At 40.2% G+C, this 13,605-nt stretch carries 11 protein-coding genes; 4 read left to right on the top strand and 7 right to left on the bottom strand.

Annotated elements, in window-relative coordinates; translation table 11 throughout:
* Nucleotides 1-103: 103 nt before the first annotated feature.
* The 3 genes from QL995_RS06665 to QL995_RS06655 all read right to left on the bottom strand — a co-directional run bounded on the left by QL995_RS06665 (nt 104) and on the right by QL995_RS06655 (nt 5,437).
* Nucleotides 104-2,086: a phytase gene (locus tag QL995_RS06665; protein ID WP_290293801.1), complete on the bottom strand. Its 1,983-nt coding sequence runs from the start codon at nt 2,084-2,086 to the stop codon at nt 104-106.
* Between the two features lie 11 nt (nt 2,087-2,097).
* Nucleotides 2,098-3,072, bottom strand: coding sequence for a metallophosphoesterase (locus QL995_RS06660; RefSeq protein WP_121954115.1), 975 nt, complete (start codon nt 3,070-3,072; stop codon nt 2,098-2,100).
* A gap of 61 nt (nt 3,073-3,133) precedes the next feature.
* Entirely contained in the window at nt 3,134-5,437 is a 2,304-nt protein-coding gene (locus QL995_RS06655; protein ID WP_290293800.1) for a TonB-dependent receptor, read from the bottom strand.
* A 297-nt stretch (nt 5,438-5,734) separates the two neighbouring features.
* Here QL995_RS06655 and QL995_RS06650 point away from each other — a divergent pair, with 297 nt between their 5' ends.
* Nucleotides 5,735-6,655, top strand: a complete 921-nt coding sequence (locus QL995_RS06650) for a diguanylate cyclase (protein ID WP_290293799.1) — start codon at nt 5,735-5,737, stop codon at nt 6,653-6,655.
* Nucleotides 6,645-7,640: an AraC family transcriptional regulator gene (locus QL995_RS06645; RefSeq protein WP_033013510.1), complete on the top strand. Its 996-nt coding sequence runs from the start codon at nt 6,645-6,647 to the stop codon at nt 7,638-7,640. Before QL995_RS06650 ends, QL995_RS06645 begins: the two co-directional genes overlap by 11 nt.
* A gap of 1 nt (nt 7,641) precedes the next feature.
* Here the strand turns inward: QL995_RS06645 and QL995_RS06640 are convergent, their stop codons facing one another.
* The 4 genes from QL995_RS06640 to ettA form a co-directional block, all read right to left on the bottom strand.
* The gene (locus tag QL995_RS06640) at nt 7,642-8,145 is read right to left on the bottom strand and encodes a TlpA disulfide reductase family protein (RefSeq protein ID WP_282113943.1); all 504 of its coding nucleotides are present in this window, start codon (nt 8,143-8,145) and stop codon (nt 7,642-7,644) included.
* Between the two features lie 62 nt (nt 8,146-8,207).
* Complete coding sequence (locus tag QL995_RS06635) at nt 8,208-9,116, bottom strand: histone deacetylase (RefSeq protein WP_290293797.1); 909 nt, start codon at nt 9,114-9,116, stop codon at nt 8,208-8,210.
* A gap of 53 nt (nt 9,117-9,169) precedes the next feature.
* A complete protein-coding gene (locus tag QL995_RS06630; protein ID WP_007581201.1) occupies nt 9,170-9,538 on the bottom strand; it encodes a PilZ domain-containing protein in 369 nt (122 codons plus the stop codon).
* Nucleotides 9,539-9,694: 156 nt separating this feature from the next.
* Nucleotides 9,695-11,368: an energy-dependent translational throttle protein EttA gene (ettA, locus tag QL995_RS06625; RefSeq protein WP_007581203.1), complete on the bottom strand. Its 1,674-nt coding sequence runs from the start codon at nt 11,366-11,368 to the stop codon at nt 9,695-9,697.
* Between the two features lie 222 nt (nt 11,369-11,590).
* Here ettA and metA point away from each other — a divergent pair, with 222 nt between their 5' ends.
* Together metA and QL995_RS06615 are read left to right on the top strand one after the other, a co-directional pair.
* Complete coding sequence (gene metA / locus QL995_RS06620) at nt 11,591-12,538, top strand: homoserine O-succinyltransferase (protein WP_007376156.1); 948 nt, start codon at nt 11,591-11,593, stop codon at nt 12,536-12,538.
* On the top strand, nt 12,528-13,601 hold the full coding sequence (locus tag QL995_RS06615; protein WP_290293796.1) for a homocysteine S-methyltransferase family protein: 1,074 nt from the start codon (nt 12,528-12,530) through the stop codon (nt 13,599-13,601). The genes metA and QL995_RS06615 overlap by 11 nt, the downstream gene beginning before the upstream one ends.
* The last annotated feature ends 4 nt before the right edge of the window (nt 13,602-13,605 follow it).

Here is a 13,605-nt window from a genome sequence, read left to right as displayed (position 1 = left end):
TATAAAAGGCTCAAGTGAGCCTTTTATACAATTTCAAGGTAATTTCAAGATGGTTTCAAGGTAATCTCAAAGCGACATTAAAATAATAGCGACTAAATAAGCACTACTTAATTGCTTTTTTTACTTCTCGCCAATCTATTATTTTAAAGTTTTGAGGCTGCTGTGGCATACGGTTATAACCATCTTGTACAACTAGAATACCTTCAGGATAACCCGGAAGAGACTTAGATGTTACTGTTAACCCGTCGGTTTCTGATGAGCCATCAATACCATTAACCAAATCACTTATTACACTAAACTTACCTGCAAACTCTAAGCTAGGTGTTTTAATGCCCGCAGTACCATTCTTTATTTTATACAGTACGTAGCTGTTATCACCTTGGCTCGAAACAACTAAATAACGTGTTTGGTCGCTGTGGTAAATTTCCATACCTTCAACATCATCAACAAGTTGCTCATTTATGTCTTGTAGCATAACCGGTGTACTTCCTGCCGTTGGCTCTGCACCTATAAACCAAATACCGGCATCTTCTTCGCCTACAAATAATTGTCCTAGTTCATCATCTGCACTACAGCCTTCTGGTTGGCTTGGTAGGTTAAACTCGCGAACAAGTTTGCCTGTTGTTTTTTCGTTATCCTCACTGATTTTATATTGCTGATACAGCCCCGATTTATCATTTACAAATACATAGTTCCCCGTATTTGACGAGTACATACATAAGCCATAAATTTCATCAAGATTGGTAGGAATATCAGTAATGTACTTCACATTATTATTAGCTTGTACTGTAAATACACTAATACCGTTAAGTGTTCGGTTACTGGCGGTTATTAATGTATTGGTACTGTTTTTAATGGTGCTATTTTGTCGCAGGTCCACGTTATTTAAACGACCAACTTCGAGTGACTGTTCAAGCTTGCCATTTAGGCTATATACCATTAGTCCACGGCGTTTATCGGTGCCTAAAATTAAGCTGTTTGCTGCATTTTTAGGGTTAACCCAAATTGCCGGATCGTCTGCTGCATCACCAAATGCTTGAACGGGGGCAGTTTGTGCACTTGCCTTTATTTGAGTAATTGATTGGGTGCTGGTTTTTAATGATTTTTTGATAGGTGTTACAGGTAATGTACTTTTAATATAAGCGCCTGTTTCGTCGTTATACAGCACTGCCGTTGCCGCATTGTTACTTGTGTAATTTACCGCTACCGATTCCAAGCTCAAGTCACCATTTAACATCCAGTTATTAAGCATTTTACTAATTGGATCATAAGCATACACAGTATTGTTTTTGGTACTAGTAAACCAGATCATACCATCTTGCGAAGCCGAAATAGCTCCTAGTTCACTGTGTAACTTTCCAAAGGGTGCGACTAAAGCAATCGGTTTTTTATCTGCTTGCGATTCAGCGTTCGCGTTTATTGCCCAAATGCCTACTTCGCTTTCACTTACATATAAGGTATTTGTTGTTGTACTTACAGCACAACCCGACGCCTCACTAACGCCAGAAAATTCACGTACATTTACGTTAACCGCTTTATTATTTGCTGTATCAAAAACAATAGTTTCAGTAATTAGCCCGCGTACATCAGGTACAAATGCTGATATTGATTCACTCGCTTTATTAGCAAATAAACACACTGTATCGGGTTGTGCTTGTGGTGGATTAATACGTGTTAGTTCAGTTGTATTCCAGCCACTTTGAGTGTGTTCAAGATTAAATATAACAACGTTATCTTGATTGTTATCAATAGTTGCAACCAAAAATGAGTGTGCTGTTAGCTTAGTGACAGAAAGTGCTTCAAAGTTACCTTTTTTTATAATGCTGCTTTGTTGCGTTTCACTTTCAACTAACACTAAGCCTTTGCTTTCGCTTGCTAGCAACCAATTGTTATTATTTAACCATGCCGCTTGTGAGCCTTGCATGTTATCTGTTGGACCAAATTTAGTACTATTAATGACTACTTTATCGGGTGTGTTTTTTACTGCCGTATTTGTAGTCACGTTACTATTGCTACACGCACTTAATGTACTAAGCACTAAGCTACTTACAATTAAGCTAAGAGATGTTTTTAATTTAAAGTTCATGTTGTAACCCTTTATTGGTCAAAGCGCTTTTGAGTGCTGTAACGCACTTCGCCTTTATAGTTAATAGCCGTTGCTTTTAGTGCTTCATTGTTAATCGAAAAGCTCAAAAATCCTGGAGTAGCTTCTGCAAAACGCGTAAATTCACGTTGTTTTACGTAACGCGCTTCGCTACCGCCACCAGATACAAAGTGGTCGAGTTTACTGCCATCTATTTGGTTATGTTGCAGGTCATGTTCGTGTCCTGCTATGTATGCTTGCACACCATTTTGCTCAAATATGGGCTCGAGTAAATTACGTAAACCTTCAGTAAGTCCGTAACGTTTTCCACTGCTATAAAGTGGGTGATGACCAACCACTATTTTCCATCGTGCTTGGCTATTTTCGAGCTGGCTATTTAACCATGTTAATTGCGCTTGGCTGTTTTGCCCTTGAGTTGCTTTGTATTTTTCGCGTGTTTTGTATTCAGGATTTAAAGTATTAGTGTCTAAAAACACCATTAATATCTGCTCGCCACCTTTTAAAGTAAAGGTTTTGCTGTAATAGCGTGCAGGTAAATTCCAGCGCTGACTTTTTTTACTGTAATCAAGTTGTGCTTGCGCATTACCTAAATAATCATGGTTACCCAGTACTACATACCAAGGCTCGAATGTATGTGGACCATGGTAAATATCTTCATAGGCACTTTGCCAAAGCGGGTCGTTAACACTTGCTACGCCATTGGGGTAAAAGTTATCGCCAGTTGAAATAGTAAAATCACTATCCGTTTGAAACATCGCTATTTCTAACTGGTGTGCTACGTCTTTTTGATAAAAGTGCCCGTTATGACCCCAATCACCAATAACCGTAAAATTTAAGCTCTTAGGCAGCACTGTCAAGTTGGCAATTTTTTGTTGCTCGTATAATACGTCGGTGTACGTTACGTTTGCCAATACGCTTTGTATACTGCATAAGCCAAGTGTTATTAGCAGTAATGTTTTTTTTATCATTATTGTTCTCCCATGTTTGATAGCGCTAAATAAAGTGATTAGCACTACCTCATAAACTTATTTAAAACGCGTAACGCAGCATAAGTTGATAAACCGGTCCCGCTTCTTCAGATTCAATTTCGTACTCATCAAAGCTTCTACTAAACTGATCTTCAACGGTATCAAATTTATTAAAGGTTTCGTCTTTACTTGCATCAAGTAGGTTTGAACCCACCAAGCGTAGCGTTACATCTTCCCAACGTTTTTCTAAAAACACTTCAAAGTCGGCACTGTAAGATGTAGTGATTTCTTCACCTACAATACGTCCATATGCATCACCTTGCTTGCGGTAAGTTACGCCAAATGCAGCTTTGAGTTCGGGTAAGTCTTGAATAAACCCAACGTTATAAACGTAGTCTGATTGGTCGTTAAATTTGCGAGTTCCAAAAAAATCGGTTACTTCACTATCAAGCCATGAGTAGTTTAAAAATACACCCGTATTAGGCATGCTAAATGCGCCAAGTGGAGTAGATAAATCAAGCTCAACGCCTTTAACATTACCATCGCCTGTGTTGCGTGGTTGCAGTACAAATGTACCTTCGCCCTCAGAGCCTTCTTGTTCTGTGTTGGCAATTTCTATTAAGTCATTTACTTTGCGGTAAAATAAATTAATACCGACAACACCGCTTTTTCCTAAACGATACTCGTAGCCTAAGTCCATACCCCAAGCTGATTCTGGTTTTAATTCAGGGTTACCTAGTTGGTCGTTATCGCCAAGCTCTTTTTCGATAAGTGCCGGTGTTAAAAAATCAAACTCGGGGCGTCGTAAACTACGCGCAACAGAGGCGCTAACGCGTCCATTTTCGCTAACGTTATAACGAAAGTGTGCCGAGGGGAGGATAAAGTCGTAACTATTATTTTCGGTCACGCCAATTGTTTTATCATTAATTTTAGAATCGGTAGACTCCCAGCGAACGCCCAGCTCCCAAGCAAATAAATCATCTTTGTGCTTAACAAGGGCAAATAAGTCAAAGCGATCTTCTTCTAAAGTATTTACACCACCAGTAACCGCTTCGTACTCGCTATTAAATGCAGCAAGCGTTAAAGGTGTTGCTGCGTATTGATCCCAACTGGTAAGTGCAAGTTCTAATTCGTTTTGCGATTCTAAAATTTCACTGTCGCGTTTTTTATTTTGTAAAAATGCACCAAACTGAATTTCTTTGCTGTCACCCCAAGGTTGGCTGTGTTGCCACTGTAGAGTCCATTCTTTATCATCTATTTCACTTTTAGTTTGCTCTTCTTCAAATACCATAGGCAGCTCTGAGGTATCTAATTCGACTTCTTCCTCATAAACAGACTCTTCAAACCGAGCAAAGCCAAATTTAAACTTACTTGTGCCGCTTAGTAGTGGAAATTCATAAGCGGTATTGATGTTGTAATTAGTTTGGTCAATATATTTAACATTCGCATTATCTGTTTCTAAGTTACCGCCATTTACAATATCGTTATTGGTTGCAGTTGGGTCGTTGTATTCAAATGAACGTTCATCCTCAGTACGCTCTGTATCAACCCACATAGCGCTAATATTAAACTGACTATTGTTATCAAAAACAATCTCGTAGCTGGAGTTAAGTGACGTGTCGTCGCCATCGCGAGTGTCAGATTGGTCTTCGCGGTTATCAAATTCTTCTGTTTGAAAGTTTATATTGTTTTCAGGGCTATCGCCGTAGCGCAAACTAGTTTTTTGTTTTGGGTTATATCTGCCTTGTAAATTTGCACCAAGTAATAAGCGCCCACCAGCAAATTCAGTACCGTACACTGCAGCTAAGCTTTCTTTAAATTCACCATCGTCATAAAGCAAGCCACCAGCACGCAAGTAACCGCCATCTAAACTGTAACCATCGCGCAATACAATATTTAATGTGCCCGCAATAGCATCGGCTGAGCGGTTAGCACTTGATGAGCGAATTATTTCAACGCGTTCAATTAACTCAGCCGGAATTCGGTCAACAAAAAATGAACGATCGGCACCAGCGCCAGGTACTTCTTCACCGTTTATAAGCACCTTTGTATAAGCAGGGCTTAACCCCCGCATACGTGCACCATCCGATTCAAGCACATCCGATAAAAATGTAACACTGGGTACTCGTTTTAATGCATCGCCTGCGGTCAATGGTTCAAAACGTTGAAAGTACTCTTGTGAATATTCTAAGGTTGGTGCGAGTTCGTCTGAGCGGTTTCTGTAGCCAATTTCACCGTATACAACAATTTTGTCAGAAACTTCGATATCTTTTTTTGTGGTTTCTTTTGCATCATCTTCTGCATAAGCCGTCAAATTACATAAGGCTAATGCGGCTACCAGTGCTTTTATTTTAAAGTCTTTCATTGTATTTGCTCTTGGTTATTGCTGGGTTGTTTCTTGGTATGGCGAGCAAGCTAAAGATATTTGATTACGTAAATGTGACAGGGTTTAGGTTAAATACATGTATTTAGAGGTATTTGAGCAATATCTAGAGCGTATTGAGCTTTTATCACTCCTCGTAAAGTCAGGTGTTATGTACCGTGCAGGGCTGTTTTTAAAGTAGGTATCATCTCGTTGTCATATAGCTGAGCTAATATGACCCTGCTAACAAAAACTTGTATGAACTAACTTCAAAACTCATTTATAAACGAGATACCGCACATGCGATTTAACCCCTTTATCAGCCACCGATTATTAATAAACGCTATTATTGCGATGTTTTTTAGCGCTGTGTTTTTAAGTAGTTACTTAGGTGTATTAAAAACTTACGCCAGTATTCAGTGGCTCGATATTATGGGGGAGGGCGGTATTGTATTAATGACCCTTGTATGGATTGCCGCGTTATTAATTTCAAGACCACCGAGTAAAGTAACCACTTACTTAGTGATAGGTGTTGGGCTATTTATGTTCTCGGCAACCCTAGATTTACTTGATGAATGGCTAATGCATCCCGCCCATCAATGGCTCAGTTGGATTGAATCTCTGCCAGCACCTTTAGGCATGTTGTTAACGAGTGTGGGTTTGTATTATTGGCATCAAGAGCAGTACGTATTAAATCGTCAGCTACGCCGCCGTGAAGCGCATTTACGTGAGCACGATAAGGTGTGCTCAGTTACAGGTCTTTATAAGGCGCAGTACCTAGATTCTGCAATTAAAGAGCAACTTACGAGCAAACAACCACTCTGGCTTGGGGCTATTGATATTCGTGATTTTTCGCATTTTAATAGTGAGTTTGGCTTTAGTGAGGGCGATCGGTTACTGCGTGAAATTAGCGAGCTATTGTTAATGAATTGCCGACTAAGTGATGTAGTGTGCCGCTACGCAGGAGATTGCTTTATGGTACTAATGCCAGCCACTACAGAGCAGCAAGCTAAAGAGTTGATGGCACAAATTAAAGGAGCTCTAAAGCATTGTGCATTTAAAGTTGAAGCATCTAAAAAAGCAAAGTTTCAATATGTCACTACCGCCTTAATACAAGGTAATAAGCATAGCAGTACAGATAAACTAACAAGCCAACTGCATAGTCAATTACAACAAAAAAAGCATCAACAAAAAGTAGCGCACCGTACACATGTTTGTTAGCCAAGACGATAAATATTTAAGCGCTCAAGGGCTTATTACGTCAGCTGTAGAGCTTGCTCAAAGCCGAAACATAAATTTACATAAGCTGCTACGCGGTACCGGTATTTTTGAACAAGACTTACTTAATTTTCAGCATACATTTAGTGTGTCTCAGCAGGTGCGTTTATTAGCTCAATTTAAGTTGTTGATGAAAAGTACTGACAGTGGTTTTTTACTCGGTAGCCAACTTATTAACGACACGCGAGCCGAAGCTCAGGCATTAAAATATAGCGATAATTTAGCTCAAGTATTAAAGCAATTATCACTTTTAAGAATGCAATTAGCGCCTTTGCTGTTTAGCCAAACGTATATTAAAAACGATAATGTTTATATTTATATTCAGCCAGCACATGGGTTTGATGAAAGCCTTTACCACTATGTGCTAGAGATATACAGCACTGCATTTTATAGTTTACTTAAACGAGTGAGCGAAAGTTACCCGCATTGTCAGTTCGACTTTGCTTTTAAACGCCCTCGGCATATTCAAGAATACGAGCAAAATTTAGGGCTAAAGGTAAGTTTTGATAAGCCATGTACTCGCTGGGTATTAAATAAAACCATGTTAAGGGCTAAAAACCCGCATGCGAGTCAATTACGATTTATGCAAGCGCAGTCGCAGCTACATAATAAAAGCGTAGTTAGCATGACTTTTATTGAAGCCGTCTGCAGATACTTATACTCTCACCCAAGTGCTAATTTAGAGTGTACCGCAAAGCACTTTGCTATGAGCTCAGCTACATTTAAGCGCAGACTCAAACTCAATGGGGTACGCTTTTCAGCGTTAATAGATGAGCAAAATAAGCACAAAGCTATTTACCTACTTACTCTGTGCGCTAAACATAACGAACAAGTCGCTGAGCATTTAGCTTTTTACGATATACCTAACTTTCGGCGCGCCTTTAAACGCTGGACAGGCTTAACACCTAATCAGTTAAAAGCGCAATAAGTTACTCAGTTGCCATGTCGATGGAATGCAACAATGTTCGTGCCTTTAAATGTAGATTTGCGTCCTCTGGGTTTGACGTATTAGTCAGCCAAATTACATTACCTTCTTTATTTACAAACAATGTAGTAGGTGTGCCTCGTATACCTAATTGCTGTGCTATTGCATCGGCTTTTACGGCTGTTTTAAAAGTATAACCTCTGCCTGAAAGCGCTTTAGCGGGAGTAGCATCGTCATCTTCTTTAAAGCTCACGGCAATAACTTTTAAGCCCATATCATCAATTTTTTGAAGTGCTGGCTGAAGCTTTTTACAGTACGGACACCACGTTGCCCAAAAGTGTAAAACGTAAGGTTGACCTAATAAATCTTGAGTATTGAGCGGCGACCCATCAGCCATTTGTAAATTTAATGTAGGTAGCTTAGGGTATGTTTCTTGCGTGCTTTCTTCTTGCGAATAGCTTGTAAAGCTTATAAAAATTAGTGCGATGGCAATAAATAGTTGTTTCATAATATGTTCGTTCTTATTTTACATATTAAATAAGAACGAGAATTTAACATTTTTATTTCAAACTAAAAGCTAGCGGCTTGCTCAACAACAATAGCATGGCGTTTAGCGAGGCGAAGATGGTCTTTATCGTAGCCACCACCTATTACTGTAGCAACGGGTGTATTGTGTTCAAGGCAGCGTTTTAGCACTAAATGGTCGCGCTTAACTATGCCATCCCAGCTGATATCTAATTTACCCAAGCCATCGCCTTGCCAAATATCAACGCCAGCATCGTAAAGTACCAAGCTTGGGTTTAGCTCTTTAAGTAAATAACTCAAGGTGTCGTCAACTACGGCAAGGTATTCGTCGTCTTTCATATTATCGGCTAAGCCAATATCTAAATCGCTAGCGGACTTTCTAAAGGGGAAGTTTTTTTCACAATGGATAGAACAAGTATAAGCGTATGCTTGATGCTCTAACATTGCGGCTGTGCCATCACCTTGGTGCACGTCTAAATCAAAAATAAGTACGTTAGTTACTTCACCCGATTCAATTAAAGTTTGCGTGGTAAAGGCTAAATCATTAACCATGCAGTAGCCTGAGCCAAAATCGGTATGCGCATGGTGTGTACCACCGGCTAAGTGACACGCTATACCGTGTTTAAGTGCTAAACGAGCTGTTTGCAAAGTACCTTGAGGAGCTGTAAAGGTACGTGCCATAAGCTCTTTTGACCAAGGTAGGCCAATGCGGCGCATTGCTTTTTCATCTAAGCGGTTATTCCACAAATCGTGTATGTAATTTTCGCAGTGTATTAGCTCAAGTGGCTCTGGCGTGCCTAATATTGGCTCAACCAGGTTATCGCCAATCAAACCAAGCTCTGCAACATGCTGATATAAATGTGCAAACTTACTCATTGCAAAACGATGCTTTGGATCGAAATTAAACGAGTAGTTAGGGTGATACACCAAAGGTAAATGTGGATTTAAAGTCATGCTTACACAAGTTGAAAAGTTTGCACCATGGTAATCAACTAATCCAAATGAGTCTATTCTTGCGTGTCGTGAATCAACATAGCGAGTTCGCGATGTAATAGTTCGTCATCAGCTAAGTTTAGCTCTATTAAACGCTTTAAATAAGTAATGCTGTCTATATCAATATGGTGGCATTTTAAACCAATATGATCCGCTTCTATATGGCACACCACAACCTCCATTTTTATTTCTATTTCGCTTTGAGGCAGCGAAAAACGCAGAACAGCTTGGCTATTTTGGTTGCCAATAAAAGCATCACATTTAGTGATTAATGCGCCATGCAAAGATACATCAAGTAATTTACATGGGTATTGGTGATCATTAAAAATCACTTGTGCATCGGTTGAAAATAAAACACGAGAAAACTGACGACGATTTTGCATAACCTAATTTAGCCTTACTATTTTTATAATAAATTAAGCATAGCGGGTAATTCTCTACATGCTAGCAGGATATGCTCCTGTAATGCTGGTGGCATAAAAAAGCCCCGCATAAATGCAGGGCTTAGTTTTACTGTAATAAATTAGCTACAGTAAATATTAACCAATTTTTTTGTACTTAATACGTTTAGGTTCAGTTGCTGCTGCACCTAGTGTCTTTTTAAGCCACTCTTCGTATTCAGTATAGTTACCATCAAAGAAGTTAATTTGACCTTCGTCGCGGTAATCTAAAATGTGCGTAGCAATACGGTCAAGGAACCAACGGTCATGCGAGATACACATTACACAACCAGGGAACTCTAAAATAGCGTTCTCTAGTGCGCGTAGTGTTTCAACGTCCAAGTCATTGGTTGGCTCATCGAGTAGTAACACATTGCCGCCAGCTTTTAATAACTTAGCAAGGTGTAAACGGTTACGCTCACCACCTGATAGGTCTTTAACAAACTTTTGCTGATCGTTACCTTTAAAGTTAAAGCGACTTACATACGCACGGCTTTGGAACTCAAAGTTACCAATTTTTAGTACGTCTTGACCGTCTGATATTTCTTGGAAAACAGTTTTGCTTTCGTCCATACCGTCGCGGAACTGATCAACAGTAGCAAGGTGTACGCTTTCGCCAACGGTAATGCTACCGCTGTCTTGCTTTTGCTCACCACTGATCATTTTAAACAGCGTTGATTTACCCGCGCCATTAGCACCAATAATGCCCACAATGGCACCTTTTGGCATGCTAAAGCTTAAATCGTCAATTAAAACGCGATCGCCAAAACTCTTACGAAGATTAGTTACTTCAAGCACTTGGTCGCCTAAACGCGGACCAGGTGGAATAAACATCTCGTTAGTTTCGTTACGTTTTTGGTAATCAGACTGCTGCATTTCAGTAAACTGAGCCATACGTGCTTTTGACTTAGCTTGGCGACCTTTAGGGTTTGAACGAACCCATTCAAGTTCTTGCGCAATTGATTTTTGACGTGCTTTTTCAGATTTTTGTTCTTGCTGTAAGCGCGCATCTTTTTGTTCAAGCCAAGAAGAGTAGTTACCTTCCCATGGAATACCTTCACCACGGTCAAGCTCCAATATCCAACCAGCTACATTATCAAGGAAGTAACGGTCATGCGTTACCGCCACAACAGTGCCTTCGTAATCGTGTAAGAAGCGCTCTAACCATGCAACCGACTCAGCATCCAAGTGGTTAGTTGGTTCATCGAGAATAAGCATGTCTGGTTTTTCAAGCAGTAATCGACATATAGCAACACGACGACGCTCACCACCTGAAAGGTGCTCAATTTTAGCATCCCATTCTGGTAGGCGAAGTGCATCAGCAGCACGCTCTAAAACGTTATCAATGTTGTGACCATCGTGCGCCTGAATAACAGCTTCAAGCTCGCCTTGCTCTTTTGCAAGTGCGTCAAAGTCAGCGTCTTCCATGGCGTATTCGTTATACACTTCGTCAAGACGTTTAAGTGCGTGTTTAACTTCGCCAACAGCTTCTTCAACAATTTCACGAACTGTTTTGCTTTCGTCTAAAACAGGCTCTTGCGGTAAATAACCAATTTTTGTACCAGGCTGAGGATGTGCATCACCTTCAAAATCTTGGTCAACACCGGCCATAATACGTAGCAACGTAGATTTACCAGAACCGTTTAAACCAAGCACACCAATTTTAGCGCCAGGAAAAAAGTGTAACGAAATATCTTTTAAGATAGTGCGCTTAGGTGGCACAACCTTAGATACTCGACTCATCGAGAATATAAATTTATCAGGTAAAACCATGGAGGAAAGCCTTCAAATAATAATAAAAATTTCAATGTTGTATTGTAGTGGCTGACAGGTGAAACAGTCAACGAATGGTGGGTTTTAAAGCACTAAAGCATGCTTGTAAGTAAAGTATAAAATCATGAATAAATTTCATTTAGACATCTATACATCTAGAGGTTGATATTTTTTACTTTCAGTTCATAATTAAGCTTCGGTTTTTATGAGCAGGAGTAAAGTATGCCAATTACAGTAAAAGACGAGTTGCCAGCAATTGCACGTTTACGTCAAGAAAACGTATTTGTAATGCCAAAAACACGTGCAAAAACGCAAGAGATACGCCCAATGCGTTTGGCTATTTTAAACTTAATGCCTAATAAAGTAGAAACCGAAGTTCAGTTTATTCGCTTGCTTGCCAACTCGCCTTTGCAAGTAAACGTAGAACTACTGCGTCTCGACACTCACCGCAGTAGCAGTAATTCAGAAGAGCACCTTGATACCTTTTATCGTTATTTTTCTGAGGTTAAAGACAACAATTACGATGCATTAATTGTAACCGGTGCGCCACTTGCGCATTTAGAATACGACGATGTAGCGTATTGGGATGAGTTAAAGGTCATTATAGATTGGGCTGAGCAACACGTTACCTCTACGTTATTTTCGTGCTGGGCAGCACATGCAGCGTTATATCACCGTTACAATTTAAAGCGTGATTTAAAAGACGACAAACTGTGTGGTGTATTTACCCACCAATGTTATTTTGATCACGGTGCACTGACTCGCGGGTTCGACGACACCTTTTTAGTACCGCACTCACGCTACGGCCACATTGATATAAATAAAATAAACGCCTGTGATGAGCTAGTTGTACTGGCTGGTTCTGAGCGAGTAGGGGCTTACTTACTTAAAAATAAATCGGGTAGCCAAGTGTTTATAACTGGTCACCCTGAGTACGACGCCGACTCGCTAAAAGCAGAATACGAGCGCGATTGTAAAAAAAGCCCTAATGCACCAAAACCCGAAAATTACTTTCCGGATGACGATGCAACCAAACAACCTTCAAAAACGTGGCAAAGCCATGCTTTTTTACTTTTTTCGAACTGGTTAAATTACTACGTGTACCAAACCACACCGTATGATATTAATTTAGTTAGCCAAGACGTGAGGACTAACAACTATGCCGAATAACGCTCCTACAAATAATAAGCAAGCCGAAATAAGCGCCGCATTAAAAGAACGCATTTTAATTTTAGATGGCGCTATGGGCACCATGATCCAAGATCATAAGCTAGAAGAAGAAGACTATCGCGGAGAGCGTTTTAAAGACTGGCATGTATTAATTAAAGGGAATAACGATTTATTAAGCCTAACCAAGCCCAATTTAATCACTGATATTCATCGTGGTTTTTTATCAGCGGGCGCCGATATTATCGAAACCAATACGTTTAACTCGACCACTATTTCGATGGAAGATTACGACATGGCAAGCCTAAGCCGTGAAATAAACCTAGAGTCGGCTAAATTAGCACGCGCCATTTGTGATGAATTTACGGCTAAAACGCCAGAAAAACCGCGTTATGTAGCCGGTGTTTTAGGGCCGACATCTAAAACGTGTTCAATTTCGCCAGACGTAAACGATCCGGGTTACCGAAATGTCACCTTTGATAAGCTGGTTACTGCGTATATTGAATCAACACTTGCATTAATGGAAGGCGGCGCCGATTTAATACTAATCGAAACTATATTCGATACCCTTAACGCAAAAGCCGCCTCGTTTGGCGTAGAAGAAGCCTTTGAGCAAGCAGGACGTAAATTACCAGTTATGATTTCGGGTACTATTACCGATGCCTCAGGCCGTACGCTTTCGGGGCAAACAACCGAAGCATTTTATAATTCTATTCGCCATATTAAGCCTATTTCGATTGGTTTAAACTGTGCGCTTGGCCCTGATTTACTGCGCCAGTATGTAGAAGAGTTATCGCGCGTGTGCGAAACCTTTACATCGGTACACCCTAATGCGGGCTTACCAAATGAGTTTGGTGAATACGACTTAGAAGCGGACGATATGGCAACCGAAATTATCGATTGGGGTAAATCGGGCTTTATTAATATAGTAGGCGGATGCTGTGGCACCACGCCTGCGCATATTCGCGCTTTTGCAAAAGGTTTAGCGGGCGTTAAACCACGCCAACTACCAGAGCTTGAAGTACGCATGCGTTTATCAGGCCTTGAAGCCTGTAACTTAAATTAAGGAG

Origin of the sequence: Pseudoalteromonas sp. APC 3358, from assembly GCF_030408075.1 — a bacterium.
GTDB classification, from domain to species: domain Bacteria; phylum Pseudomonadota; class Gammaproteobacteria; order Enterobacterales; family Alteromonadaceae; genus Pseudoalteromonas; species Pseudoalteromonas arctica.
The sequence above is the reverse complement of the archived record's forward strand: the minus strand, read 5'-3'. Positions and strand labels throughout refer to the sequence as shown.